Source organism: Prauserella oleivorans (assembly GCF_042685745.1).
Taxonomy (GTDB): Bacteria; Actinomycetota; Actinomycetes; order Mycobacteriales; family Pseudonocardiaceae; genus Prauserella_A; species Prauserella_A oleivorans.
This window is the reverse complement of sequence record NZ_JBHUNT010000001.1, coordinates 2,574,095-2,598,891: the sequence shown is the minus strand read 5'-3', so window position 1 is coordinate 2,598,891 and position 24,797 is coordinate 2,574,095. Positions and strand designations below refer to the sequence as shown.

The 24,797-nt window shown below is 71.6% G+C and carries 24 protein-coding genes and 2 pseudogenes; 11 read left to right on the top strand and 15 right to left on the bottom strand.

Going from position 1 to position 24,797, the window contains the following annotated elements; translation table 11 throughout:
- Positions 1-42 precede the first annotated feature (42 nt).
- The gene (locus tag ACFSZT_RS12845) at positions 43-1,224 is read left to right on the top strand and encodes a C40 family peptidase (RefSeq protein ID WP_377394199.1); all 1,182 of its coding nucleotides are present in this window, start codon (positions 43-45) and stop codon (positions 1,222-1,224) included.
- 121 nt (positions 1,225-1,345) lie between these two features.
- Here the strand turns inward: ACFSZT_RS12845 and ACFSZT_RS12840 are convergent.
- A pseudogene (locus tag ACFSZT_RS12840) lies at positions 1,346-2,133 on the bottom strand (hypothetical protein).
- 97 nt (positions 2,134-2,230) lie between these two features.
- Here ACFSZT_RS12840 and ACFSZT_RS12835 point away from each other — a divergent pair.
- Both ACFSZT_RS12835 and ACFSZT_RS12830 read left to right on the top strand, forming a co-directional pair.
- Positions 2,231-2,866: a TetR/AcrR family transcriptional regulator gene (locus ACFSZT_RS12835; RefSeq protein ID WP_449301415.1), complete on the top strand. Its 636-nt coding sequence runs from the start codon at positions 2,231-2,233 to the stop codon at positions 2,864-2,866.
- Positions 2,867-2,934: 68 nt separating this feature from the next.
- Complete coding sequence (locus tag ACFSZT_RS12830; protein ID WP_377394201.1) at positions 2,935-3,414, top strand: SixA phosphatase family protein; 480 nt, start codon at positions 2,935-2,937, stop codon at positions 3,412-3,414.
- Positions 3,415-3,447: 33 nt separating this feature from the next.
- Here ACFSZT_RS12830 and ACFSZT_RS12825 read toward each other — a convergent pair whose 3' ends face one another.
- From ACFSZT_RS12825 to glgP, 5 genes are read right to left on the bottom strand one after another with little or no spacing between them, the layout of a single operon-like run.
- On the bottom strand, positions 3,448-4,623 hold the full coding sequence (locus ACFSZT_RS12825; protein ID WP_377394203.1) for a class I SAM-dependent methyltransferase: 1,176 nt from the start codon (positions 4,621-4,623) through the stop codon (positions 3,448-3,450).
- Complete coding sequence (locus ACFSZT_RS12820) at positions 4,624-5,592, bottom strand: class I SAM-dependent methyltransferase (protein ID WP_377394205.1); 969 nt, start codon at positions 5,590-5,592, stop codon at positions 4,624-4,626. It abuts the gene before it with no gap.
- Between the two features lie 7 nt (positions 5,593-5,599).
- A complete protein-coding gene (locus ACFSZT_RS12815; RefSeq protein WP_377394207.1) occupies positions 5,600-6,379 on the bottom strand; it encodes an enoyl-CoA hydratase/isomerase family protein in 780 nt (259 codons plus the stop codon).
- 53 nt (positions 6,380-6,432) lie between these two features.
- The gene (locus tag ACFSZT_RS12810) at positions 6,433-7,248 is read right to left on the bottom strand and encodes an ABC transporter ATP-binding protein (RefSeq protein ID WP_377394559.1); all 816 of its coding nucleotides are present in this window, start codon (positions 7,246-7,248) and stop codon (positions 6,433-6,435) included.
- Positions 7,249-7,288: 40 nt separating this feature from the next.
- Positions 7,289-9,844 carry an alpha-glucan family phosphorylase gene (glgP, locus tag ACFSZT_RS12805; protein ID WP_377394209.1) on the bottom strand — a complete coding sequence of 852 codons (2,556 nt, stop codon included), beginning with the start codon at positions 9,842-9,844 and terminating at the stop codon, positions 7,289-7,291.
- 117 nt (positions 9,845-9,961) lie between these two features.
- Between glgP and ACFSZT_RS12800 the strand changes: the two genes are divergently transcribed.
- Entirely contained in the window at positions 9,962-11,416 is a 1,455-nt protein-coding gene (locus ACFSZT_RS12800) for a neutral zinc metallopeptidase (RefSeq protein ID WP_377394211.1), read from the top strand.
- Positions 11,417-11,426: 10 nt separating this feature from the next.
- On the opposite strand, the gene ACFSZT_RS12795 is transcribed toward ACFSZT_RS12800, so the two are convergent.
- Together ACFSZT_RS12795 and ACFSZT_RS12790 are read right to left on the bottom strand one after the other, a co-directional pair.
- Entirely contained in the window at positions 11,427-12,401 is a 975-nt protein-coding gene (locus tag ACFSZT_RS12795; RefSeq protein ID WP_377394213.1) for a tetratricopeptide repeat protein, read from the bottom strand.
- A gap of 114 nt (positions 12,402-12,515) precedes the next feature.
- A complete protein-coding gene (locus tag ACFSZT_RS12790) occupies positions 12,516-12,818 on the bottom strand; it encodes an MTH1187 family thiamine-binding protein (RefSeq protein WP_377394215.1) in 303 nt (100 codons plus the stop codon).
- A gap of 102 nt (positions 12,819-12,920) precedes the next feature.
- Here ACFSZT_RS12790 and ACFSZT_RS12785 point away from each other — a divergent pair, with 102 nt between their 5' ends.
- Positions 12,921-13,421: a MarR family winged helix-turn-helix transcriptional regulator gene (locus tag ACFSZT_RS12785; RefSeq protein ID WP_377394217.1), complete on the top strand. Its 501-nt coding sequence runs from the start codon at positions 12,921-12,923 to the stop codon at positions 13,419-13,421.
- Positions 13,422-13,442: 21 nt separating this feature from the next.
- On the opposite strand, the gene ACFSZT_RS12780 is transcribed toward ACFSZT_RS12785, so the two are convergent.
- The 3 genes from ACFSZT_RS12780 to ACFSZT_RS12770 all read right to left on the bottom strand — a co-directional run bounded on the left by ACFSZT_RS12780 (position 13,443) and on the right by ACFSZT_RS12770 (position 15,962).
- Positions 13,443-13,802, bottom strand: a complete 360-nt coding sequence (locus tag ACFSZT_RS12780; protein WP_377394219.1) for a DUF3817 domain-containing protein — start codon at positions 13,800-13,802, stop codon at positions 13,443-13,445.
- Positions 13,803-13,956: 154 nt separating this feature from the next.
- A complete protein-coding gene (locus ACFSZT_RS12775; protein WP_377394220.1) occupies positions 13,957-15,057 on the bottom strand; it encodes an ABC transporter permease in 1,101 nt (366 codons plus the stop codon).
- A complete protein-coding gene (locus ACFSZT_RS12770) occupies positions 15,054-15,962 on the bottom strand; it encodes an ABC transporter ATP-binding protein (protein ID WP_377394223.1) in 909 nt (302 codons plus the stop codon). The genes ACFSZT_RS12775 and ACFSZT_RS12770 overlap by 4 nt, the downstream gene beginning before the upstream one ends.
- Positions 15,963-16,073: 111 nt before the next feature.
- Here ACFSZT_RS12770 and ACFSZT_RS12765 point away from each other — a divergent pair, with 111 nt between their 5' ends.
- Both ACFSZT_RS12765 and ACFSZT_RS12760 read left to right on the top strand, forming a co-directional pair.
- A complete protein-coding gene (locus tag ACFSZT_RS12765; protein ID WP_377394224.1) occupies positions 16,074-17,108 on the top strand; it encodes a class I mannose-6-phosphate isomerase in 1,035 nt (344 codons plus the stop codon).
- Positions 17,109-17,240: 132 nt separating this feature from the next.
- Positions 17,241-17,921, top strand: coding sequence for an MBL fold metallo-hydrolase (locus tag ACFSZT_RS12760; protein ID WP_377394226.1), 681 nt, complete (start codon positions 17,241-17,243; stop codon positions 17,919-17,921).
- Positions 17,922-17,939: 18 nt separating this feature from the next.
- Here the strand turns inward: ACFSZT_RS12760 and ACFSZT_RS12755 are convergent.
- Positions 17,940-18,564 (bottom strand): annotated as a pseudogene (locus ACFSZT_RS12755) (ArgK/MeaB family GTPase); the annotation flags it as partial.
- 39 nt (positions 18,565-18,603) lie between these two features.
- Positions 18,604-19,791 (bottom strand): acetyl-CoA C-acetyltransferase, encoded by a 1,188-nt coding sequence (locus tag ACFSZT_RS12750; RefSeq protein ID WP_377394228.1) that lies wholly within the window; start codon positions 19,789-19,791, stop codon positions 18,604-18,606.
- 156 nt (positions 19,792-19,947) lie between these two features.
- Between ACFSZT_RS12750 and mce the strand changes: the two genes are divergently transcribed.
- Positions 19,948-20,391, top strand: coding sequence for a methylmalonyl-CoA epimerase (mce, locus tag ACFSZT_RS12745; protein WP_377394230.1), 444 nt, complete (start codon positions 19,948-19,950; stop codon positions 20,389-20,391).
- On the opposite strand, the gene ACFSZT_RS12740 is transcribed toward mce, so the two are convergent.
- Complete coding sequence (locus ACFSZT_RS12740; RefSeq protein WP_377394232.1) at positions 20,388-20,975, bottom strand: TetR/AcrR family transcriptional regulator; 588 nt, start codon at positions 20,973-20,975, stop codon at positions 20,388-20,390. The two genes, mce and ACFSZT_RS12740, sit on opposite strands and share 4 nt — an antisense overlap.
- A gap of 65 nt (positions 20,976-21,040) precedes the next feature.
- Positions 21,041-21,409, bottom strand: coding sequence for an SPW repeat protein (locus tag ACFSZT_RS12735; RefSeq protein ID WP_377394234.1), 369 nt, complete (start codon positions 21,407-21,409; stop codon positions 21,041-21,043).
- A 494-nt stretch (positions 21,410-21,903) separates the two neighbouring features.
- Here ACFSZT_RS12735 and ACFSZT_RS12730 point away from each other — a divergent pair, with 494 nt between their 5' ends.
- The 3 genes from ACFSZT_RS12730 (at position 21,904) to ACFSZT_RS12720 (ending at position 24,616) form a co-directional block, all read left to right on the top strand.
- The gene (locus ACFSZT_RS12730) at positions 21,904-23,019 is read left to right on the top strand and encodes a chromosome segregation protein (RefSeq protein ID WP_377394236.1); all 1,116 of its coding nucleotides are present in this window, start codon (positions 21,904-21,906) and stop codon (positions 23,017-23,019) included.
- Between the two features lie 78 nt (positions 23,020-23,097).
- Positions 23,098-23,547: a universal stress protein gene (locus tag ACFSZT_RS12725; RefSeq protein ID WP_377394238.1), complete on the top strand. Its 450-nt coding sequence runs from the start codon at positions 23,098-23,100 to the stop codon at positions 23,545-23,547.
- 4 nt (positions 23,548-23,551) lie between these two features.
- The gene (locus ACFSZT_RS12720; RefSeq protein ID WP_377394239.1) at positions 23,552-24,616 is read left to right on the top strand and encodes an adenylate/guanylate cyclase domain-containing protein; all 1,065 of its coding nucleotides are present in this window, start codon (positions 23,552-23,554) and stop codon (positions 24,614-24,616) included.
- Positions 24,617-24,797: the final 181 nt, after the last annotated feature.

Below are 24,797 nucleotides of genomic sequence, written 5' to 3'. Positions count from 1 at the left end.
CGACCTCACGACGTCACCACGCGCGCTCCTTATTCTGAGGCCATGACGTCGGGGGAGGAACCCACTGCGCACCATGCGGCCGCACCGCCGCGGCGGCGCTCCCGCCTCAAGCTCGCGTTGGGGCTCGGCTCGGCCGCGGTGGTGGCGGCCGCGGTCGTGACGGCCGTCCAGCTGGCCCCGTCGGGCGAGGACGTCACCGCGTCGGCCTCCACCGGGCACGCCCGCGCCACGACGACCCCGACCGGCGCCACCAGCCCCGCGGCGACCTCGGCGGCACCGCGGGCGACGCGGGTTCCACAGCAGCCGGGACCCCGGTTCGAGGCCTGGGTGGACGACGTCGCGCGGTGGCTGGACATTCCCCGCCGGGCGATGCACGCCTACGCCGCCGCGACCGTCCGACTCGGGCAGGAGCAGCCGGACTGCAACCTGTCGTGGGTGACGCTCGCCGGCATCGGCAAGACGACCACCGACCACGGGCGCGCCGCCGGTGGCCACATCACCCCCGCCGGCACCGCGTCGACGCCCATCGGCACCATCGAGCTGCGGGACTTCTCCGGCGAGCTGATCTCCGTGCCCGGCTCGGCGGGTCCGATGCAGCTCTCCCCCGCCGTGTGGCGGGGCTGGCAGGCCAGCGCCTCCGGCGGGACACCGGACATCCAGAACCTCGACGACGCCGCCCTCACGGCGGGCCGCGCGCTCTGCGCCGACGGCCGCGACCTCGACCGGGGCGATGACTGGCTGGCCGGGGTGTCGGCGGTGCACGACGCGCCGCTCTTCCTGCACCGCGTGCTCGCGACCGCGAACGTGTACGGCACGGTGGGCATGGAGGGCAAGCCGCCGAACCGGGCCGCGCTCACGGCGGTCAGCTTCGCCATCGACAAGATCGGCCTCCCGTACGTGTGGGGCGGTAACGGGCAGGAGAAGGGCGACGCCGGTTTCGACTGCTCGGGCCTGACGACGGCGGCGTACGCCGCGGCGGGCATCACCCTGCAGCGGACGGCGCACTGGCAGTACACCAGCGTGCCGCTCGTGCCGGCAGGCGAGGAACCGCGGCTCGGCGACCTGATCTTCTACGGCGACCCGGACACGAAGATCCACCACGTCGGCATCTACATCGGCAACCAGCAGATGATCGACGCCCCCACCTTCGGCCAGGCCGTGCAGGTGCACAACTACCGCGAACCCGGGGACGACTACGCGGGTGCCGGCCGCCCGGCGGCGTGACGACCTCGCGCCCGTTCGTACGTGTGACCGCATCGTGTCCGTGGCACCGCGCCGGGTGCTGACACCGCAGCCCGGGCCTGAGGCAGCCGAGGTGTGGGCGTGCCGAGGTACGCCGCGGTGATCAGCCCGGCTCCCTCCGCGTCGGCGTACGACGCGCGTAGCAGTCGGCGACCGCCGTGAATGCCTCCTTGGGCTTCCAGCTCATGCCGGGGTAGGTGACGCCATGGCACCCGTCGAGCACCTTCACGATGCCCGGGCTCGCGAGATCGAGGTCGTCACGCGGATCGCCACCCGGCCGGTGCGGGAAGTTCTCGAGCGCGAAGAGGAAGACGAAGGCGGAGTCAACCCCCGCGGCGTCGTAGCGATTCGAGCAGTTCACGTAGGTAGGCGGCATGCCCCGCCTCATCGCGCACATACTCCCCCGTGAGCCGGATCGGAGCACCGGTGTGCCTGTCGTAGTCGCAGATCTCCATGACGCGCGCGCCCGCCTCGCCCGCGCCGCGGTAGGAGGCGCTACCGAACTCGGTGATCGCCACCGGCTTGTCCTGCGCGACGAGCGCGCGGACCCCCTCGGCGAAATGGCCCGCCACCTCGGCGGATCGATAGAGATCGACGCCAACGATGTCGAAAGGCGTCCAGTCGACCCGTTCGAGCGGCACCGACGCGTAGGTGCGCTTGCCCCCGAAGCGTTCTCGTACCGGGCGACGACGTCACCGAGGAAGGCGCTGACGCGCTCGGCCAGCTGAGCGACCAGCTCGCGCAGGCCGCCGATCACCGGACCGCCGTGCAGTGCAGGTCATCCCGGATGATCTCCAGCTCGCGCCTGACGACGCCTGGATCACAGCGTGCGCGAGAGGTCTTTCCGTTTCGGACGAGCCCGGTGTCGTAGCTGATGCCCCTGGCTCGCATGGCCTGCTCCTCCCGAGTGGACACGTCGTCCAACCTAAGCAGAAAGTTACGTTCACGCAAGTTTGCGCTCGCGCAGGTATGCTGCGATGATCGGCACGTGGTGACGGAACGACCGCGACTGCGCGAACGAAAGAAGCAGGCCACGAGGAGGGCACTGCGCGAGGCGGCCCTGCGGTTGGCCCTGCGACACGGACCCGACAAGGTCCGCGTCGACGACATCGCCGAGGCGGCCGGCGTCTCGCCGCGGACCTACAACAACTATTTCTCCAGCCGCGAGCAGGCGATCGTCGCCGCGGTCACGGCCGAGCGGGAGGAGCGAGTCGCCGCCGCCGTCACCGCCCGGCCCGCCGACGCGGGACTCGCCGACACGGTGATCGAGGCAATCGTCGAGCAGTACACCGACCCGGGTGAAGACCACCGGGACGCGCTGATTCTGATCACCACCCATCCCGCACTGCGCGCGGCGTTCGTCGGCGCCGCGACCGATATCGAACCGCCGCTCACCACCGCGATCGCCGCGCGGCTCGGTGATCCGGAACCAACCACGGCACGGGTTCTGGCGGCCAGTGTGGCCGCCGCGGTCCGGGTCGCGCTCGACACCTGGGTCCGGCCCGCGACCGCGAGCGGTCTCGTCCTCCCGTCCGGCTCACTCGCCGACCTGCTGCGCGACGCGCTCACCCCGCTCGTCCCCGCGCTCGACGCCGCCGAGGCGCGCGCACGACACCAGCGGTGACGGCACACCCGCCGCACCCCGGGGCCGGACGTGACCGCGGCGGGCCCCGGATGGGGAACGATGGGGGCGTGCGACGAGAACTCGTGATCCTCCGGCACGCCAAATCCGACTGGCCCTACGGCGTCGCCGACGACGAACGCCCGCTCGCCGAGCGCGGTCGCCGGGACGCCCCCGCGGCGGGCCGGTGGTTGCGGGCCCACGTGCCGGCCTTCGACCTCGTGCTCTGCTCCACCGCCAAGCGCGCCCGCCAGACCTGGCACCTCGTCCGGCGCGAGCTGGCCGGAACCCCCGAGGTCAGCCACGACGGGCGACTCTACGGCGCCTCGGCCGAGACACTCACCGGCATCGCCCGGGAGTTGCCGGACGAGGCGCACACGGTGCTGTTCATCGGCCACAACCCCGGGCTCGAGGACTTCGTGTCGTACCTGGCGGGCCGCGGCTGCACCCTCAAGACCTCCGCGATCGCCGTGCTGTCCGGCGAGGGCGACTGGGCCGACGCCGGCCCCGGGTGGGCCAGCCTGGACGAGGTCGCCAAACCGCGCGGCTGAGCCTCACCACGCGGCGATAACCGTCCACAGTGGTCAGACGGGGATCCGCTCCGCGCGGCAGAGGAACGCCGTCGGCGTGCGGCCGATGCGGGTGAGCACCACGCTCGCCTCGCCGGCACCACTGAGCTTGAGTCTGCGCCGCAGCGTGTTCGGATCGACGTCCAGGCCGCGGACGAGGATCTCGACCCGGCCGATGTCGTGCCTGCGCAACGTCGCGCGGAGTTCCTTCTCGCTGTAGTGCCCGAACTCGACCACCCGAAACGCGCGCACACCCGGCGGCGGAGCGTCCCCGGTGAGGTAGGCGATCCGCTCGTCCAGCTGCCAGAGCCCGTGCCGGGCCGCGTACTGCCGCACCAGTCCCGCCCGCACCACGGCACCGTCCGGATCGACGATCCACTCCCCCGGCTCGCCGGTGCCCACGTCGTCCGGTTCCTCCGCGGTGACCGTCCACTGTGTCCCATCCGACCGCAGGACGGTGGCACGCCGGGCGGTCGACGCGAGCCCCGCGCTCCACAGGCACGCCTCGCGCACCTGACCGTCCAGCGAGACCAGCTCGAGCTCGCGCGCCCACGGCACCGCCGAGGCATCGAGGCCCGGCGCGCACTTCACCACGAGATCACGGTCGGCGTAGACCCCGGCCAGATCGTCCAGGGCGGGCACGAAGTCACCGGGCCGCCAGATCCGCCGTCCCGACGCGTCCCGCCGAGCCGGGTCGGCCACGACCACACAGTCCCGCGTCACCGGACGCAGCGCGTCGGCACGCACCAGCAGCGGCGAGACCCCGGCCTGCGCGCTGTTGTGTCGGGCCATCGCCAGCCGCACCGCATCCACATCGGACCCCACGCACCGCCGTGCGGTTGCCGCCAGCTCCACCAGATCGGCGCCGACGGAGCACGTCACGTCGTGCACATCGCGTCCGGCGAGCCGCGCGGCGCGGTGCCGCGCGACCGGTGCCGCGCTCGCCTGCTGCAACGCGTCCCCGGTGAACAGCCACCCACGCGGGTCGGCGAACTTCACCGACGCCTTCCTGCGCAGCTCCACGGTCTCGAGCACGGCGGCGTAGCGCTCCCCGACCACCCGGCGCGCCGTGGCGACGTCGGCGATCCGGGTGGCGCCGGTGAGCGGCAGCTCCGAACAGGCCGCGATCGCCTCCTCACCCTCCGGCGAGGCCAGGAAGGCGACGTCGTCGAGCGAGAAGGCGTACGGCACCTACAGTTCCGTCGGCGCGGCCGGCTTGATGCCGGTGATCATCACGTTGTAGAAGAGCTCGCGCGGCAGGATCTTCGCCAGCACCTTCCGGTCCACAGCGGACAGCCGCAGCCACAGGTGGTAGGCGAACAGCCGCCAGCGCAGCGTCAGCTTCTCCGGCGGCACGGCGGCCTCGAACGTCCGGATCGGCCAGCCCGCCAGCGCGGCGCTGAACTCGTCCGTCACGGCCCTGACGTCGATCGCCCCCGCCGAGATAGCCTTCCGCTCGAGGTCCGACGGGTCGAACGTGTGCAGGTCCACCACCGCCTCGAGCGCGGCCGCCCGCGACGAGGAGTCCAGCTCGGCCTGCGGCCTGCGCCACGAGCGCAGCGGGCCCAGCCTGGTGACGTTGGTGGTCAGCCACCACGTCAGCTGGCCGAGCTTACGGGCGTAGAAGTCACCGATCTTCGTCGGCTCTCCCGCGAACACGAACCGGCCACCCGGCTTGAGCACCCTCAGCACCTCACGCAGTGCCGCCGGCACGTCCGGGATGTGGTGTAGCACGGCGTGGCCGACGACGAGGTCGAACGTGTCGTCCTCGTACGGGATGCGCTCGGCGTCGGCGACCCGGCCGTCCACGTCGAGCCCGAGCTTCTCGGCATTGCGCAGGGCCACCTGCACCATGCCCGGCGACAGGTCGGTGACCGAGCCCTTCTTGATGACCCCGCCCTGCATGAGGTTCAGCAGGAAGAACCCGGTGCCGCTGCCGAGTTCCATCGCCCTCGGGTACGGCTGGCCCTGCTCCCCCGCGACGGCATTGAACACGTCGGTGGCGTAGCTGATACAGCGCTCGTCGTAGGAGATGGACCACTTCTCGTCGTACGTGCCCGCTTCCCAGTCGTGGTAGAGGATGTTGGCGAGCTTCGGGTCGTCGAAGGCGGCCCGCACCTGCTCGGCGCTCGCGTGGGGGTTCGGAGCCGGATCCGTCACGGCGCCGTCACTTCCCCTCGAACGTGGCCTTGCCGGGGCCGTTCTCGATGAACGACTGCATCCCCGCGCGCTGGTCCTCGGTCGCCCACAGCGCGGTGAACAGGTGCGTCTCGAGCTTCAGGCCGTTGCGCAGGTCCATGTCGAGACCACCGTCGATGGCCGCCTTCGCCGCCTTGAGGGCGACCGCGGGCCCGTTGACGAACTGGGCGGCCCACTTGTGCGCGGCGGCGTAGACGTCGTCGGGTGCGACGACCTCGTCCACCAGGCCCATCGCGAGGGCCTCGTCGGCCTTGACGAACCGGCCGGTGTAGACGATGTCCTTGGCCTTGCTCGGCCCGACGAGCCGGGTCAGCCGCTGCGTGCCGCCCGCGCCGGGGATGATGCCCAGCTGGATCTCGGGCTGGCCGACCTTGACGTTGTCGCCCGCGACACGTCGGTCGGCGGTGAGCGCCAGCTCCAGCCCGCCGCCGAGCGCGTAGCCCGTGATGGCGGCGACCGTGGGCTTCGGCAGCTCCGCGATGGCGGTAAGTGACGCCGTCAGCGCCGCACCGAACTTGGTCATCTCGACGTAGGACTTCGCGGCCATCTCCTTGATGTCCGCACCGCCCGCGAACGTCTTCTCGCCCCCGTAGAGGACGACGGCGCGGACGTCGTCCCGCTCCGCCGCCTCGCGCGCGGCCTCGGCCAGCTCGGCCTGGACCTGGTCGTTCAGTGCGTTGACCGGCGGCCGGTCCAGCCGGATCGTGCCGACTCCGGCCTCGACCTCGAGACGTACGAACTCGCCCACGCCTTCCTCCTTGAATGCTCGCTGTCGCAGGACGCTACTCGTCGGTAGTGAGGTTACCGGCGCCGGGCGAAGAAGCGATCACCCGAGCGCTCGAGAACCAGATCCTGCCCGAAGGTGGCCGCCAGGTTCTCGCTGGTCAGCACATCGTCGATGAGCCCGGCCGCCACGGCGCGGCCGTCGGCGAGCAGCAGCGCGTGCGTGAAGCCGGGCGGGATCTCCTCGACGTGGTGGGTCACCAGGACCATCGCGGGCGCGTCGGGGTCGAACGCGAGCGTGGACAGCCGCGCGACCAGGTCCTCCCGGCCGCCGAGGTCGAGCCCCGCGGCCGGCTCGTCGAGCAGCAGCAGTTCGGGGTCGGTCATGAGCGCGCGGGCGATGAGTGTGCGCTTGCGCTCGCCCTCGGACAGGGTGCCGTAGGAGCGCGACGCGAGGTGGCCGATACCGAGCGCGCCGAGCAGCTCCTCGGCCCGCTCCGTGTCGAGGGAGTCGTAGTTCTCCCGCCAGCGCCCCAGCACCGCGTAGCCGGCGCTGACGACGACGTCGAGCACCTTCTCGTCGGCGGGCACGCGGCCGTTGATCGCGGCGGAGGTGAACCCGATCCGCGTGCGCAGCTCGAACACGTCCACGCGGCCGAGACGCTCACCGAGCACGTGCACCGTCCCGCTGGTGGGGTGCAGTTCGGCCGCGGCGAGCTTGAGCAGCGTGGTCTTGCCGGCACCGTTGGGGCCGAGCACCACCCAGCGCTCGTCGAGCTCCACCGACCAGTCGAGGTCGGCCAGCAGCTTGTTGCCGCCACGCCGGACGTCGACGCCCGACAGGTGGATCACGAGGTCGTCAAGGTTGTCCTGCACCGAGTTCACGGGGGCCATTGTCACCGACCCATCCACGCCGGGCGTGCGTGGGCCCGCCTCACGCCAGCACCACCTTTCCGAGCTCGGCCGGACTCGCCAGCAACCGGTGCCGCGGCAGCACCCGCACCGTGTAGCCGAGCGCCCCCGCGTGCGGCAGCCGGAGCGCGGTTTCGAACACGCCGCGCCCGGTGGGCTTCATCGACACGTGCACGGTGTCGTGCAGGTCGTCGGTGTCGCCGACCCGGCCGACCACCGCCTGGACGTCCACATCGGACTCATCAAGCCCGGCGAGGTCCACGGTCGCCCGCACGCGCACCTCCGTGCCGACGACCAGGGTGTCGGCACCCTCGCCGAGCAGCTCGGTGTCCAGCACACGAACCTGCGGCCACGCCATCTCGAGACGGTCGCGGTACCGCGCGAACTCGCGCGACCCGGCGTAGTCGTTCTCGCCGGCCGCGGCCACCATGGTCGCCGCGGGCAGGTAGTACGACTCGACGTACTCGCGCACCATCCGGGACGCCTGCACGCTCGGGCCCAGCGTGCGCAGGGTGTGCCAGACCATCGACATCCAGCCCTTGGGCACCCCGTTGGCGTCCCGGTCGTAGAACAGCGGCGCGATCTGCTGGCCCAGCAGGTCGTACAGCGCGGCGGCTTCCAGGTCGTCGCGCTGCAACGGGTCGGTGACGCCGTCGGCGGTCGGGATGGCCCACCCGTTGCTGCCGTCGTAGTACTCGTCCCACCAGCCGTCGCGGATGGAGAGGTTCAGACACCCGTTGAGCGCCGCCTTCATGCCGGACGTGCCGCACGCCTCGAGCGGCCGGGTCGGGTTGTTCAGCCACACGTCGCAACCGCGGTAGAGGTAGCGCGCCATCGACATGCCGTAGTCGGGCAGGAAGACGATGCGCTGGCGTACCTCGGGGTCGTCGACGAACCGCACGATCTGCTGGATGAGCGCCTTGCCGCCCTCGTCGGCGGGATGCGACTTGCCCGCCACCACGATCTGGATCGGCCGCTGCTCGTCCAGCAGCAGCGCCCGCAGCCGCTCGGGATCGCGCAGCATGAGCGTGAGCCGCTTGTACGTCGGCACCCGGCGCGCGAAACCGACCGTCAGCACGTCCGGGTCGAAGATGCGTTCCGTCCAGCCCAGCTCGAGCGCCGAGGCACCACGCTGCAGCCAGGCCTCGCGTGCCCGGCGGCGGACCTCGGCGACGAGGTTCGACCGCAGCTCCCGTCGCAGCGCCCACAGCTGCTCGTCGGTGACGGACGGATCGATGCCGGAGCCGTCGCCGTCGTGGCCCCATTCCTCGTCGTTGCCGCCCAGCAGCGCGCTCATCTCCCTGGCCACCCAGGTCGGGCCGTGGACGCCGTTGGTGACCGACCGGATCGGCACCTCCTCGACGTCGAACCCCGGCCACAGGCCCGCGAAGATGCGGCGCGACACCCGCCCGTGCAGTGCGGACACTCCATTGGCCCGCTGCGCCAGCCGCAGCCCCATGTGCGCCATGTTGAACATGCCGGGGTTGTCCTCGGCGCCGAGTGCGAGCACCCGCCGCGGGTCGACGTGCGGCAGCAGCCGCCCGTCGCCGAAGTAGTGCTGCACCAGGTCCACGGGGAACCGGTCGATACCGGCCGACACCGGCGTGTGCGTGGTGAAGACCGTCCCCGCGCGCACCGCCGAGAGCGCCTCGTCGAAGCTGAGCTCGCCGGAGCCGAGGATCTCGTTGGCACGCTCCAGGCCGAGGAAGCCGGCGTGGCCCTCGTTCGTGTGAAACACCTCAGGCTGCGGATGCCCGGTGAGTTCGCAATAGCGGCGCACCGCCCGCATGCCGCCGATCCCGGCGAGGATCTCCTGCCGGATGCGATGGTCGGCGTCACCGCCGTAGAGCCGGTCGGTGACCCGGCGCAGGTCATCGTCGTTGCCGTCCACATCGGTGTCGAGCAACAGCAGCGGCGCCCGGCCGACGCTGGCCTTCCAGATCTGCGCGCGCAGCTCTCGCCCACCCGGCATCGCCACCCGCACCAGCACGGGCTCACCCGAGGGTTCGGTGACCAGTTCCAGCGGCAGCCCGTCGGGGTCGATCACCGGGTAGTGCTCGACCTGCCAGCCGTCGAGCGACAACGACTGCCGGAAGTAGCCCGCACGGTAGAGCGGCCCGACCCCGATCACGGGCACGCCCAGGTCGGAGGCGGCCTTGAGGTGGTCGCCCGCCAGCACGCCGAGCCCACCGGAGTAGTTCGGCAGCGCCTCGTGCACACCGAACTCCATCGAGAAGTAGGCGATCGCGGCGGGCACCCGGTGCCGGTCGCCGTCCTCGGCGGCCAGCCGCTGGTACCAGCGCGGTTCGGTGAGGTAGCGCTCCAGGTCCTCCACGGCCTCCCGGGTACGCGCCAGGAACACCTCGTCGCGCGCGAGCTCCTCCAGCCGGCCTGCCGGGATCTCGGTGAGCATGCGCAGCGGGTCCCGGATCCGCCGGAACAAGGCGTTGTCCATCGACGCGAACAGATCGCGGGTCGGCGGGTGCCACGTCCAGCGCAGGTTCGTCGCGAGTGCGGTCAGACCGGCCAGCTGATCCGGGATGCGCGCGTGCACCGTGAATCGGCGGACTGCTCTCATGGCTCGATTCAACCTACCGGAGCGCCATCCCACGACAGGGGGTCGTGATCAGGTGAGCCGCCGCGCATCGCGCGGATCCGCGAGTGCTCGTCCGGGCCGCTCAGTAAGGTGCCGATCATGAAGCGCACTGGGGGTCGCAGGGCCCGCGTCATGGCCGTGGTCGCGAGCGTCGCGCTGGCGGGTTCGCTGGCGAGCGCGTGCGGCGAGGAGACAGCGGGCCGGTTGCAGACCGCGGGGGACATCGCCGGCCTGCCCGTCACCCACTTCGAGAGCGGGCTCAAGCCGGACGCGCCGGCCCCGGACGTCACCGCGCGGGGCGCCACCTCCTCCGAGGAGGACCGGCTTGCGCTCGCCGCCATCGCCGACGTGAGTGACTACTGGGAGCAGCAGCTACCCGAGCATTTCGGACTGCGGTTCGACCCCGTGAAGGCGCTGCTGTCCTACGACCCGAGCGAGCCCGAGATCGAGGTCTGCGGAGCCACCACCGCCGACGCCGCGATGAACGCGTTCTACTGCCCGCCCGAGGACCTCGTCGCGTGGGACCGGGGCATGCTGTTGCCGCTGCTGCGCGAGCGGTTCGGGCCGATGGCCATCGTGACCGTGCTCGGCCACGAGTTCGGCCACGCCATCCAGTACCGGCTCGGCGAGAAGGCCGGGGTGGACGAGAGCACCTCGACGATCGTCAAGGAGCAGCAGGCCGACTGCTTCACCGGCTCCTACTTCCGCTGGATGGCCGAGGGCCGGAGCACCTACTTCACCGTGTCGACCTCCGAAGGCCTGAACCAGGTGCTGGCGTCGCTGTTCTTCATCCGCGACGAGGCCGGGCAGTCCGCACAGGAGCGCGGGGCGCACGGCACGGCGTTCGACCGCACCTACGCCTTCCAGCTCGGCTTCGAGAAGGGCGCTACGGAGTGTGCGGGCATCAACCAGGAGAACGTCGACGCCCGGATCACCGAGCAGCCGTTCGATCCCAGCGACCAGGGCGGCGACGTGTCGATCACCGCCGACACGGTGAGCCTCCTGCAGGAGAGTCTCGACCTGGCATTCTCCGGCGCCGGGGTGGAGGCGCCCGAGATCGTCGACGACGGTGGCGAGTGCGCCGACGGCACGTCGACACCGCCCGCGTCGTACTGCCCCGCGGACAACACCGTGAGCATCGACCTGGCCACGCTGTCCGAGATCGGTCAGCCGGTGGACCGCGAGGCCGAGTTCCAGGGTGCCGAGTCCGACGGGGGTCTCGGCGACTTCGCCGCGTTCGCCGAGATCGCCTCCCGCTACGTGCAGGGCATCCAGAAGGGCGTGGGCGCCTCGCTGGAGGGACCGAACGCGGGCCTGCGCACCTCGTGTCTCGTCGGCGCGTGGGCGGGCGCCATCAGTCGGCCCGGCAACGGCAACACACTGCTGCTGTCGCCGGGCGACCTGGACGAGGCGATCGCGGAGCTGCTGCAGCCGCGCAGCCTGCTTGCGGCGGACGTCACCGGCCACCGCGTCGCGAACGGCTTCGCGCGCGTCGAGTCCCTGCGGCTCGGCTACTTCGAGGGATCGAAGGCCTGCACGACGAACTACGCGTGAGCGCCGGCGCCTAGAACAGGGCGCTGGCGAGGTCCCGGCGGGCCTTGATGACGCGCTCGTCGGCCGGGTCGAACAGCTCGAACAGGCCGACGAGGTGCTCGCGCACGCGGTTGCGGTCCGCGCCGCTCGTCCGCCGCACGACACCGATGAGGCGGGCGAAACCCGCCTCGATCTGATGCTGGGCGACCTCGTAGTCGGCGGCCGCCAGCTGGGCGTCGAGGTCGTCGGGGTCGGCCTCGGCCCGGGCGACCGCGGACGAGTCGGCCTGGCTGGCACGCGCCGAGAACCGCACCTGGTTCAGTGCGGCCTTGGCCTGCTCGTTGCCCGGCTCGGCGTCGAGAATGCGCTGGTACGCCGCCTCGGCCGCGGCGAAGTCGCCCCGCGCCAGCGCCTCCTCGGCCTCGGTGAACCTGGGGTCTTCCGGCTCCTCCACCGGGCCGCCCGCGGCCTGCTCCGCGGCGCGGATGCCGGGCAGCTTGTCCCGCAGCGCGTCGAGCAGCTGCGTCAGCCACTGCCGGATCTGCGGCTCCGGCAGCGCACCGGAGAACGCGTCGACGGGCTGGCCGCCCGCGATGGCGACGACGGTCGGGATCGACTGCACGCCGAACAGCTGCGAGATCCGCGGGTTGGCGTCCACGTCGATCTTCGCGAGGATCCACGAGCCGTTGCCCTCGGCGGCGAGCTTCTCCAGCACCGGGCTGAGCTGCTTGCACGGGCCGCACCAGTCGGCCCAAAGGTCCACGACGACGAGGGTCTGCAACGACCGCTCGACGACCTCGGCCTGAAAGGTCGCCTCGGTGACGTCGACAACGGCACCGCCCGCGCCGCCCGCGGGTGCTCCGCCCCCGGCTGGCTGCTGAGCGGACCCGCTCGGCTGCTGGCGCGCGGCGTCGGCTCGCGCCTTCAGCCCGGACAGGTCGACCGCCCCGGAAAGCGCGGCGGACATCGCTTGTGAGTTGGCTGCTGATCCGCGTGGCTGTGTCACGGTTCCATCCTGGCACGAACGTCCGGTTCGGTCATCGCAGGTGGATGCTAGCGAACCGGCCGCGTCGCACCCGTCCAGCGGTACGCGCGAACAGCAGAAACGCCACCGGTGGGGCTACTCGCCACGCAGCCGCTCCTCGACCCGCCGCACCTTCGCCTCCAGCTGCCCCTCGTAGCCGGGCCGGATGTCGGCCTTGAGCACCAGGCTCACCCGCGGCGACCCCTCGCCCGCCGCCTCGACGGCTCGTTTGACGACGGCCATCACCTCGTCCCACTCGCCCTCGATGTTGGTGAACATCGCGTTGGTGGAGTTCGGCAACCCGGACTCACGTACGACCTGCACGGCACGGGCGACGGCCTCGCTCACCCCGCCGTCGGAGTCCCCGCCCGACGGGCTGACGCTGAATGCGACGATCATGCGTTTCCTCCTTGCCGGCGCGCTGCCGCGCGGTGAATCCGCTGCCTGGATCGGCCCTACCGGTCCCCAGCTTGCCCACCCTCGCTGCTAACTTCGAGCCCCATGAACCGTCCGTTGCCGTTCGACCCGATCGCGCGCGCGGCGCAGCTGTGGGAGGACCGCATCGGGCCCTCCGAGACCATGGCGGCCGTCACCGGCCTGATGCGGGTGCAGCAGATCGTCCAGTCCGCCGTCGACGGGGCGCTGAAGCCGCACGGGCTGACGTTCGCCCGCTACGAGGCGCTGGTGCTGCTGACGTTCGCGCGCCGGACGAGCCTGCCGATGCGGGTGATGGGTGAGCGCCTCCAGCTGCACCCTACGAGCGTTACCAACATCGTGGACCGGCTGGAGAAGGACGGTCTCGTCAAGCGGATGCCGCATCCGACCGACCGCCGCACCACGCTCGTCGAGATCACCGACGAGGGGCGGCTGCGCCGGGAGCAGGCCACCAAGGCCGTCACCGCGATCGACTTCGGCCTGGTTGGGCTCACCGAGCGGCAGACACGACAGCTCACCGAGCTGCTGACGAAGGTGCGCAAAGCCGCGGGCGACTTCGCCGAGTGAGCCCGAGCAGCGGCTCGGGCGTCAGGCGTTCGCGGTCTCGCGGATGATGAGCCCCGTGCCGCCGTGCGACGCGCGCTCCGGGCCGTCGAGCTTGCCGCGACGCAGCGCCCACGCCTCGAACCACCACGTGAACAGTGGCGGGATGCTCGCCAGCAGCGCGGTGATCACCGTGCCGGCCTTCCAGCCGAGCGGGCGCGCCGCCACCAGCGTCACGACCACGTAGAGCACGAACATCACGCCGTGCACCATGCCCAGCACGGGAACACCGCCCTCGCCAAGCTCCACGACGTACTTCAGGAACATGCCGATCAGCAAGCCGGCCCACGAAAACGCCTCGGCGATGGCGACCACGCGGAACAAGACGGCAGCCTTGTTCGACAACGGTTCCTCCTCGAAATCACGACACCGCCCGAAAAAGCGGCCGGATGCGGGTGCTGTACACGCCAACCACGATGTCGGGCGCGCTCATCCCAGTGTGAAGCGTGATGGTGCTCACCAGGACACCGGGGCCGGTGATCATTCTCACCGTGCGCGGTCAGTCCTCCCAGCGGAAGGCCTTGGCGGCGACCAGGCCGACGACGACGGTGAACCCGATCAGCACGAGAGCGGGTAGCCAGAAGGCCTCATACCCCTGCCCGCGGGCGAGGAAGTCGAGCATGCCCTCGTTGAGGTGGCGCATCGGGAAGATCCACGACACGCCCTGCAGCCACTGGGGCATCATCTCCACCGGCAGGAACGCGCCGGAGAGGAACGCCATCGGCAGCGTGATGAGGTTGGCCACGCCGCTGGCCGCTTCCTCGGTCTTGCAGAACGCGCCCACCAGCATGCCGACCGAGAAGAACGACAGCGTGCCGAGCAGCAGCAGCGGCACGGACAGCCACCACTGGCCCGTCAGCCTCAGCCCGAACATCGGCAGCATGGCCACCCCGACGAACACGGCGAACTGCAGCAGCGCCACCCCGAGCGTCACGACGACGCGGGATCCGAGGACCGTGATCGGCTGCACGGGGGCGAGCCGCAGCCTGCGCAGCACCTGCTTCTTGCGCCAGTTGACGAACGTGATCGCGGCCCCGAAGACCGCGGCGATCGACACGGCCCACGACAGGATGCCCGGCGCCATGAACTGGATGTACTCGAGCGACTCGTCCTCGACCTGGCGCGACTCGACGGTGTAGCGCGGCGGCTGGCCGGTCGCCTGGACGTTGACCTGGCTCACCACGCCGTTGACGATGCCCTGCAGCGTCCCCGCGCTGTCCTGGTCACTGGCCGCGTACCGCAGCGTGACGGTTCCGCCGTGCTGGGTGACGAACCCGGGCAGGTCGCCGGAGCGCACCTGTTCCTCGGCCTCGCCCGCGGAGGTGAACGGCGTCAGTTCGACGATGCCCGACTCGTCGAGCGCGGCGATCACCGAGCCGTCACCGACCACGCCGAGCTGCGGCTTCGACGTCTCCTCCCCGCCGAAGATCAACCCGAAGATGAACAGGAACATCAACGGCATCAGGAACGTGAAGAACAGCGTCGCCTTGTCGCGCACGAAGCCGAGAAACATCGCCTTCGACAGCGCACGGAACGGCAAGGACCGGGCGGGTCGCGTTGGCGTGGTCGGCGGTTCGCGGTCGGTCTCGGTGAGGGTCACGCCCGGTACTCCCTGCCGGTCAGGTCGAGGAAGACGTCCTCGAGCGTGGCTGTGCGCACCTGCAGGCCTTCGAGCGTGCCGAGTTCGGCGAGCGCGGACAGCAGCGGCGCGGGGTTGCGGGTGGAGATGGTCAGCGTCGTGTCGTCCTCGGTCACCGCGTCCGCGCCGGGCAGTCCGCGGGCGCGCTCGGCCGGCAGCGAGCCACGGTCGAGGCTCACCCGGGCCGCGGCGTCGAGGTCCCGGACGAGCCGGGCGGGCGTGTCCATGGCGAGGATGCGGCCGTGGTCCATGATCGCGACGCGGTCGCACAGCACCTCGGCCTCGTCGAGGTAGTGGGTGGTGTAGACGATCGTCTTGCCGCGCGCCTGGACCTCGCGCAGCACGTCCCACAGGTTGCGCCGGGCCTGCGGGTCGAGTGCCGCGGTCGGCTCGTCGAGAAAGACGATGTCGGGGTCGTGCACGAGCGCGCAGGCGATGGACAGCCGCTGCCGCTGGCCGCCGGACAACTTGGCCTCCGGTGTGCTCGCCTTGCCGGTGAGCCCCACCAGCTCGAGCATCTCGTCGACGCGGGCGGGACCCACGCCGTAGAGGGAGGCGAAAGTCTCCAGCTGTTCCCGCGTGCTGAGCTTCTCGAAGAACGCCGACGCCTGCAGTTGCACCCCGATGCGCGGCAACAGCGCGACGTTGCGTGGCCACGGCGGCTCGCCGAGCAACCGCACCGTCCCGCTGTCCGGCTCCCGCAGGCCCTCGGCGATCTCCAGGGTTGTGGTCTTGCCGGCACCGTTCGGGCCGAGGATGCCGAAGAACTCGCCCTCGGCGACCTCGAACGACACGCCGTCGACGGCGCGGAGGTCTCCGTAGCTCATGCGGATGTCGCTGACCGACAGCGCCGGCGGTGGTGTCATGGCGAGAATCTAGCCTGTGCCCCGCGCTCCCGGGTGCGGCTTCTCCGTTTCCGGCGGCGTACCCTCGCCTGCCGCACCTCGCGCAGAACCCGCCGTCGTCCCGGAGGTCCGATGCCGCAGCCGCTCACCCCGATCACGCTGCCCGCCAATCAGCCGAAGCAGTTCTACCGCGGCGGTGCCGCCATCGCCGAGCTCCGCGGCGGCGGCGCCCGGGAGTACGGCCCGGAGGACTGGGTCGCCTCCACGACGACGATGTTCGGCAAGGACACCGACGGCCTGACCCGGCTGCCGGACGGCCGGTGGCTGCGCGACGCCGTCCGTGCCGACCCGGTGGGCTGGCTCGGTGAGGCACATGTCGCGGCGTTCGGCGGCTCGACGGCATTGCTGGTGAAGCTGCTCGACGCCGGGCAGCGCCTGCCCGTGCACTTCCACCCGGACGACGCGTTCGCACGCCGGCACTTCGACTCCCACTTCGGCAAGACCGAGGCGTGGATCGTGGTGGGCACGAGCGAGCAGGACGCGACCGTGTACGCCGGGTTCCGGCGATCGCAGAGCCTCGCGACCGTGTCCGACTGGGTACGGGACCAGGACGCGCCCTCGATGCTCGGCGCGCTCAACTCGATCCGGGTCCGGCCCGGCGACACGGTGTTCATCCCGGCGGGCCTGCCGCACGCGATCGGCGCGGGCGTGTTCGTGGTGGAGCTGCAGCAGCCCACGGACTTCTCGCTGACCATGGAGTGGCGTGACTTCCTCGGGGCCCCGGAGAGGGGCCACCTCGGCCTGGGGTTCGACACCGCGTTGCGCGCGCTCGACACCTCCGGCTGGGACGAGGAGCGGCTGCGCACTCTCGTCCGCACCACCGGAGCCGAGCCGGACGGGACCGTGGACCTGCTCGCGACGGGGGCGGCGGAGTTCTTCCGGGCCGACCGGCTGTGTCCCGCGGGCGGGGCGCTCGGGCTGGATCCGTCGTTCGCGGTGCTCGTCGTGCTGGCCGGATCGGGCGCGCTGCGCACCGCCCACGGCACCGAGCACGCGCTCGGCCGGGGTGACACCGTGGTGGTGCCGCACGGCGCGGGCGAACTCGAGCTCACCGGCGACGTGACCGTGGTCCGCTGCCGCCCGCCGCGTCCCACGCGAGGCGGGTGAGCCGCTCCATCCCGGAGCGCGCGTTTCGCCGCGACGCTGGAGGCCTGGGGGCACTGCGCCGCACGCCGGCCGGCGGTTCGCCCTGAGCGGATCGGCTCGGCGTGGGCCGTCTCCGCGGCTACGTTCGGCGGCATGGACCTCGTCGAGCTCACCCCGCGTCTGCACCTGCTGCGGTTCGCCGTCGGGCAGGCCTATCTGTGGCGGGACGGCGACGGCGTCACGCTCGTCGACACCGGACCACCCGGCAACGGCGAGGAGATCGCCCGCGCGCTCGAGCACGTCGGGGCATCGCGCGGCGACCTCCGCCGGATCGTGCTCACGCACTTCCACGGCGACCACGCGGGCTCGGTGGCCGAGATCCGGTCGTGGAGCGCGGCTGCAGTCCACGCGCACCGGTTCGACGCGCCGATCGTCCGCGGCCTGGCCGCCGCACCGCCGCCGGTGCTGCAGGACTGGGAACGTCCGCTGTTCGACCAGGTGGGCGACAACATCACGGGACCGCCCGCGGAGGTCGACATCGACCTGGACGACGGCGACCGGGTCGGCGAGAACGCCCACGTGCTGTGGATCCCGGGGCACACCGCGGGCAGCATGGCGCTCTACCTGCCCGGCGAACGCGTGCTCTTCACCGGCGACACGATCGCCGAGCACGGCGGCGAGATCATGCTCGGCGTGTTCAACCAGGACCGGCAACGCACCGTGGCGTCCCTGCGCCGGCTTGCCGAGCTCGACACCGACATCGCGTGCTTCGGCCACGGCGATCCGCTGGTCGGCGACGCCGCGACGGCGCTGCGGGCGGCGGCTCGCTACTGAACGGCTTACCGGGCGGGTCACCAGGTCCTCGGCACCCTCACGCTTCGCGGCGACGGTCGGCACGATCGGCTGCCGCCACGCAGGTCCGGCCACGTCGCGGCGGCTCCCGGCGAGCGTCTGCCGAAGGTCGTGCACGGTCGAGTCCGCACCCGGCCGGTCGGCCTTGTCGACCACGAGGCAGTCGGCGATCTCCGGCACCTGGCCCTGGCGGCCTGGATGCCGTCGCCCATGCCTGGTGCGAGCAGCACCACCGTGGTGTCCGCCGGCCGCACGACGTCCACCTCGGACTGTCCAACCCCGACGGTCTCGATCAGCACCACGTCGAACCCGGCCGCATCGAGCACGCCGCACGACCTGGGGCGTGGCCCAGGACAGGCCACCGAGACGATCGCGGGTGGCCATCGACGGGATGAACACCCTGGGTTCGGTGGCGTGCTCGGTCATCCGGATGCGGTCGCCGAGCAGCGCCCAGCGCGGCCGGCCGGTGAGCCCGATGATGTGCGCGTTGCCGGTGCAGGGCGTGAGCGCGGACGCGATCTCCCTCAGCCTCGGGTGCGGCGTCCTCGACCATCGTGAGGAGCCGCGCGACGGCTTGCGGACCACCATCCCGTGCCTGGGCGACCAGGTCGGCGACCTCCGGCACCCGGACCCGGCTGCCTTCGCCGCCAGACCTGGCGCGCCCTTACTGCTTCGGGACGCTCAGGAGCAGGGCGTCACCCTGGCCGCCGCCACCGCACAGCGCGGCGGCACCGAGCCCGCCGCCCCGGCGGCGCAGCTCGTAGGCCAGGTGCACGACGAGCCGCGCACCGGAGGCACCGATCGGGTGGCCGAGCGCGATGGCCCCGCCGTTGACGTTGACGATCTCCGGGTCGATGCCCAGCTGCTGCGTGGACACGAGCCCGACCGCCGCGAACGCCTCGTTGATCTCGACCAGGTCCAGGGCGTCCGTGCCGAGCTTCGCCTTGCCCAGCGCAGCCTTGATGGCGTTGGACGGCTGCTCGTGCAGGCTGGCGTCCGGGCCGGCCACCACGCCGTGCGCGCCGATCTCGGCCAGCGGCGCGATCCCGAGCTCCTCGGCCTTCGCCTTGCTCGCCACCACCACGGCCGCCGCGCCGTCGGAGATCTGCGACGAGGATCCGGCGGTGATGGTGCCGTCGGCGGAGAAGGCCGGGCGCAGCTTGGCGAGACCCTCGGCCGTGGTGTCGCCGCGCACGCCCTCGTCGGTGGAGAACACCACCGGATCGCCCTTGCGCTGCGGGATCTGCACCTCGGCGATCTCGTCGGCGAAGGTGCCGTTGGCGATCGCCTTGGCGGCCCGCTGGTGCGACCGGGCGGCGAACGCGTCCTGGTCCTCGCGGGTGACGCCGTAGCGGGCGTTGTACTTCTCGGTCGACACACCCATCGCGACCTGATCGAACGCGCAGAACAGGCCGTCGTGCGCCATGTGGTCGACGAGCGTGGTGTCGCCGTACTTGAAGCCGGACCGCGACTTGGGCAGCAGGTGCGGGGCCTGGGTCATCGACTCCTGGCCGCCCGCGACGACGATGTCGAACTCGCCGGCCCGGATGAGCTGGTCGGCGAGCGCGATGGCGTCGAGGCCGGACAGGCACACCTTGTTGATCGACAGCGCGGGGACGTCCATCGGGATGCCCGCGGCCACGGCGGCCTGGCGGGCCGGGATCTGCCCGGCGCCCGCGGTGAGGACCTGCCCCATGATCGTGTACTGCACCTGCTCCGGCGCCACACCCGCACGCTCCAGCGCCGCCTTGATGGCGATACCGCCGAGCTGGGCGCCGGAGAAGTCCTTCAACGAGCCCAGCAGCCGACCGATCGGCGTACGGGCCGCACCCAGGATCACGGAACCGGACACAACAGCCTCCAAGAAGTCATCGACGCGCTGCCTCATTGCACAAGCCGCGACGATGACGATACCGGCCGGCCGCACGGGGCGACCGCGCGCAGGAGGCAGCACACGTTGTGAACAAGCGCACGTCCAGGCTGTGCACCCGGCCCCTATCCTGCCCGTATGCAGGAGGCACTGAGGCCGTTCATCACGACGATCGACCACGTCGGCGTCGCCGTCCCGGACCTCGACGCCGCCCTCGAGTTCTACGCCGAGAACTTCGGCCTCGAGGCGACGCACGTCGAGGTCAACGAGGAGCAGGGCGTGCGGGAGGCGATGCTGCACGCGCCCGGTGACGCGGACGGCCCTGCCGTGCAACTGCTCGCGCCGCTTCGGCCGGACTCGACGATCGGCAAGTTCCTCGACACCAAAGGCCCCGGGCTGCAGCAGCTGGCCTACCGGGTCACCGACGTCGAGGCCGCGGCGGAGGCGCTGCGCGCCAAGGGGCTGCGGCTGCTCTACCCCGAGGCGAAGCGCGGCACGGCGAACAGCCGCGTCAACTTCGTCCACCCCAAGGACGCCGGCGGCGTGCTGGTGGAGCTGGTCGAACCGGCCGCGGAGCACTAGGCGCCGGCGCGCCCCCGGGTCAGGGCGCCCGCGATGAACGTCAGTTCGCGCTCCATCTCCTCGGGCGCGCCCTCCGAGTGGCGGGCGACCGAGTGCCGGTAACTCACGGCGAGCGCCAGGAGCGCGGCCGCGCTGTCGACGTCGGCGAGCGCGAGCGTGCCCGCTCCCGCCGCCGCGATGATGACGGACTTGACCTGGGCCACCAGCACGTCGTAGCGGCTCTGCAGCGCGTCGCGCACGGCGCCGTGGGTGTCCGCCTCGCGCCAGAGCAGGTGGGACAGCACCCAGGACGAGGCCAGCCTGCGGTCGAGTTCGGCGACCAGCCTGCGCAGGCTCTCCGCGATGTCGCCCGGCACGACGACGCGTTCCGGCTCGACGTGCTCGTCCGGCAGCCGCTCGACGAGCGCCGTCAGCAGGTCCTGCTTGCGCCGGAAGTAGTAGTGCACGAGGCCTTTGGGGACGCCGGCGACCTCGGCGATCCGCGAGGTCGGCGTGGCGTCGAATCCGCACTCCGAGAAGAGCCGTTCGGCGGCGAGGAGGATGCGTTCGCGGGCCGAGGAATCGTCACCTGCGGTACGAGGCATCGCTCCCCTTTCCGAGTACGGATCGCGGCGTTGCCCGGGCCCGGGCAACGCCGCGAACGGGTCGTTCAGTGCTGGCCCGCCGTGCGGTGCACCGAGTTGGCCACCGGCAAGGCCGCCGCGCCGACCAGCACGGTGAGCCCGCCGACGATCCACGACGTCCATGCCGCGCCGGTGAGCCCGGTGTAGGTCATGACCCACGGCGAGATGAACGCCAGCGCACCGAGGACGACCTGCAGGCCCTCGCCGTAGATCAGGCCGGGCCGCGCGAGCGAGACCAGGCCGTCGACGGCGATGAGGGCACCGAGCACGATCATCGTCCACATCGCGGCGTTGTCGGTGTCCATCCAGATCGGGGACAACGCGAGTACCGCACCCAGCACGACTTCGGCCCAGTCGTGCGGTCGCGTCCAGGGACGTGCCGAGACCCCAGCCATCGTGATCACCTCCAAGAGGACAACCACACGGTGAGCACGTCGGTGTGTCACCGCGGAAACCGTCGTGAGGCGGTCCCGAATCCAGAATGCGCCTTGGTTGGCCGCCCGGTCAAACACCGGCGACGCCTTCTTCCGCAACGACAACGGCGGGTGGCACCGGGGACGTTCGCGAGGTTCCCCACGCTGCCGAACCGGCAGCTTCGCCCACGTCCGCACCACAGTCGCCGCGCGCCGCGCGTGCGTGGAGCCGCGCGCACTCGAGCCCAGCCGGCGGCGGCCGGCCGTCACGCACCCACGGGCCTCGCCTCGGGCGGGCACCTCGCCGGTGTCCACAACGTACGAATCGGCCGGCTTGCGGGCGATGCCCGGCCTACGTTGCGGTACATCGGAATTTCGGCCGCGGTGGGCCTGCCACGGGAAATGTGTGAACGACACGTGCGCGGCATCGAGACGTTCCACGGCGGGTCAATCTCACCTGCCGTTAGGGTGGAGTCATGAGCCTTGGCGAAGAACGGGAGCTCGTGCCGCTGGGAGCCGGCTTCGACTTCGAGAAGCGCGGCTACAACCGCGCACAGGTCGACGAGCATCTGGAGCGGCTGGACGCCGACCTCAAGATGCTCACGTCCGACAGGGACGCGGCCATCTCGCAGGCCGGCGACCTGGCAAGGCAGCTCGAAGCCGCGCGCATCGAGATCGACGACCTGCGGGGGCAGGTCGACCGGCTCGCCCAGCCGCCGACGACCATCGAGGGGCTTTCCGAACGCCTGCAACGCATGCTGAGGCTGGCGCAGGAGGAGGCCAGCGACACCAAGGCACGGGCCGAGGCCGAGGCCGGGCACATCCGGGCGAAGGCCGAGGCCGACGCGAGCGCCATGCGCGCCCGCTACGAGCAGCTCCTCACCGAACTCGCCGAGCGGCGCCGGGAAATGGAGGCCGAGCACCGCAAGGTCCTCGCCGACGCGCGGGCCGAGGCCGAGTCGATCACCACCAAGGCCAAGCAGGAACGAGACCGGCTCGACCGGGAAGCCGAGCAGCGGCGCACCCAGGTCGAGGAGGACTTCGAGATCGCGATGGCCACGCGCCGCGCGGAGGCCATGCGCGAGCTCGCCGAGCAGGAGGCGGCGAGCAAGGCGGAGGCCGAGCGGCGCGTTCGGGAGGCCACCGAGGAGGCGGCCGCCATCCGCAAGGAGGTCGCCGACGAGCAGGCCAAGGCGCGGACCGAGATCGAGCGGCGCCGGCGCGAGTCCATCGAGGACGCCAACCGGCGCAAGCAGAACTCGATCAGCGAGGCCAACGCCCGGGTCGCGGAGGCCACCGACGAGGCGAACCGGCGCGTGCGCGAGGCCACCGAGGAGGCCAACCGCCGGGTCCGCGAGGCGACCGAGATCGCGAACCGCCGCATCGCCGACGCGAAAGCCAAGGTCGAGGCGCTGCGCACGCTGCGGGGAGCGATCGCCGACCAGGTGAACGCGGCGCGGGCGATGCTCGCGCAGGTGGAGGCCGCGATCGACGGCAGCGAGCCCGTGTCGGACGACTCCGGCCGGGCCCGTGCGAACGGCCAGAAGGCCCACGCCACAGCGTCGGCCGGATCCGAACCGACTCGCGAGTAGGTTCCTGCTGCGTCCGCGCGCCCGACCGGCTACTGTCGGCCTGCAGTGTTGCCTGAGCACCCGCTGGAGGACCTCAGAATGGCCGCTTACCAGACCGTGGTCGTCGGGACCGATGGGTCGGACTCCTCGTTCGCAGCCGTCGACCGCGCAGCCTCCGTCGCCGCGGACGCGGCCGCCACGCTCGTGATCGTGTGCGCCTACTACCCCGCGAGCAAGCAGGAGGTCGAACGGGCGCAGGACGAGCTCGGCGACGAGGCGTACCAGGTCGTGGGCTCGGCGCCGGCCGAGGATACTCTCCAGACCGCCCGGGACCGGGCCATCAAGGCCGGGGCCGCGAAGATCGAGACGGTGGCCGTGAAGGGCGCACCGGTCGACGTGCTGCGCGATGTCGCCGCCGAGCGCAAGGCCGACCTGCTGGTGGTCGGCAACCGCGGGCTCAACACGCTGACGGGCCGGATCCTCGGATCGGTGCCCTCCGAGGTCGCCCGCAAGTCCGGTGTCGACGTACTGATCGTCCACACCACGTAGGCCCGTGCCGGACGAGGTGCTCCAGCAACGGCTGGAGCGGATCCTGCTGGGCGGCAAGCGCCGGTACACACGGCTGCAGGTGGCCGAGAAGGCCGGTGTGCCGCCGGAGCGGACCCAGAAGTTGTGGCGCGCCCTGGGTTTCGCGACCGCGGCCGACGACGAGGTGGTGTTCACCGACGCCGACGTCGAGGCCGTCCGCATCACCGACCGGCTCGTGGCGGCCGGGCTGCTCGACCCGGAGCTGGAGACCTCGGTGGCGCGGGCGGTGGGTTTGCACCTGTCGCGACTCGCCGAGTGGCAGGCCGACCTGTTGTGGTCACTGATCAACGAGAATCCCCGGCTCGCCACCGATGAGCGGCGGATCGGCCGGCTCGTCGCCCAGGTGCTGCCCGAGCTGGAGCGGGTGCAGAACTTCGTCTGGCGCAGGCACCTGGTGGCCTACGCTGGCCGCGGGCTGACACCGTCCGACGAGGACCTCGAATCGCGCACCGAGGTCGTGGGGTTCGTCGACATGGTCGGCTACACGCGCATGACGCGGCGGATCGACGAATCCGAACTGAGCGCCGTGCTGGACCGCTTCGAGGAGCTCGCCGCGGACGTGATCGCCGAGCACCACGGCCGGATCGTGAAAATGATCGGCGACGAGGTGCTGTTCGTGTGCGATTCGCCGGTGGACGCGGCCGAGATCGCCCTGACCCTGACCGAACGGACCACCGAGGACAGCGAGCTGCCCGCGGTGCGGGCGGGCATGGCGAGTGGCCGGGTGCTCAACCGTTTCGGGGACGTCTACGGCTCCGTGGTGAACCTCGCCAGCAGGCTGACGTCGATCGCCCGCCCCGGCAGCGTGCTGGTCGACAAGGCGCTGGCGCGGGAACTCGCCGATGAGACGGCGTACGAGCTCCGCTCGCGCCGTGCGGTGGCCGTGCGCGGCTACCACCGAGTGCGGCCGTCGGCACTCCGCCGGGCACGTGACAACGGCCGGGGGCGGGACGGCAGCCACGTGCAGAGCAGCCAGCAGCTGGCCGCCGACCTGCTCGGTCTGCCCCGTCCCGGCAACGGACGTCGCTGAGCGGGTACGGAACTGGGCCGCGGCGGTGGCCCCGAAGCCGGTCCTGATAGTGGGTCAGGCCCCTATCGACGCCCGGGCACAGCCTCCGGCACACACAGCAGGTCCGCCGACGTGTCGAGGCCGGGCGGCCACCCACGACGATCCAGGCTGCCCTGCCCGAGCCGGCAAGGTCGGTGGTCCA

Bases quoted from the DNA above. Each gene is read 5' to 3' on its own strand.
- ACFSZT_RS12845 (WP_377394199.1), top strand. From the start codon at position 43: ATGACGTCGGGGGAGGAACCCACTGCGCACCATGCGGCCGCACCGCCG.
- ACFSZT_RS12810 (WP_377394559.1), bottom strand. From the start codon at position 7,248: ATGGCCCCCGTGAACTCGGTGCAGGACAACCTTGACGACCTCGTGATC.
- glgP (WP_377394209.1), bottom strand. From the start codon at position 9,844: ATGAGAGCAGTCCGCCGATTCACGGTGCACGCGCGCATCCCGGATCAG.
- ACFSZT_RS12800 (WP_377394211.1), top strand. From the start codon at position 9,962: ATGAAGCGCACTGGGGGTCGCAGGGCCCGCGTCATGGCCGTGGTCGCG.
- ACFSZT_RS12790 (WP_377394215.1), bottom strand. From the start codon at position 12,818: ATGATCGTCGCATTCAGCGTCAGCCCGTCGGGCGGGGACTCCGACGGC.
- ACFSZT_RS12785 (WP_377394217.1), top strand. From the start codon at position 12,921: ATGAACCGTCCGTTGCCGTTCGACCCGATCGCGCGCGCGGCGCAGCTG.
- ACFSZT_RS12770 (WP_377394223.1), bottom strand. From the start codon at position 15,962: ATGACACCACCGCCGGCGCTGTCGGTCAGCGACATCCGCATGAGCTAC.
- ACFSZT_RS12765 (WP_377394224.1), top strand. From the start codon at position 16,074: ATGCCGCAGCCGCTCACCCCGATCACGCTGCCCGCCAATCAGCCGAAG.
- ACFSZT_RS12760 (WP_377394226.1), top strand. From the start codon at position 17,241: ATGGACCTCGTCGAGCTCACCCCGCGTCTGCACCTGCTGCGGTTCGCC.
- mce (WP_377394230.1), top strand. From the start codon at position 19,948: ATGCAGGAGGCACTGAGGCCGTTCATCACGACGATCGACCACGTCGGC.
- ACFSZT_RS12740 (WP_377394232.1), bottom strand. From the start codon at position 20,975: ATGCCTCGTACCGCAGGTGACGATTCCTCGGCCCGCGAACGCATCCTC.
- ACFSZT_RS12735 (WP_377394234.1), bottom strand. From the start codon at position 21,409: ATGGCTGGGGTCTCGGCACGTCCCTGGACGCGACCGCACGACTGGGCC.
- ACFSZT_RS12730 (WP_377394236.1), top strand. From the start codon at position 21,904: ATGAGCCTTGGCGAAGAACGGGAGCTCGTGCCGCTGGGAGCCGGCTTC.
- ACFSZT_RS12725 (WP_377394238.1), top strand. From the start codon at position 23,098: ATGGCCGCTTACCAGACCGTGGTCGTCGGGACCGATGGGTCGGACTCC.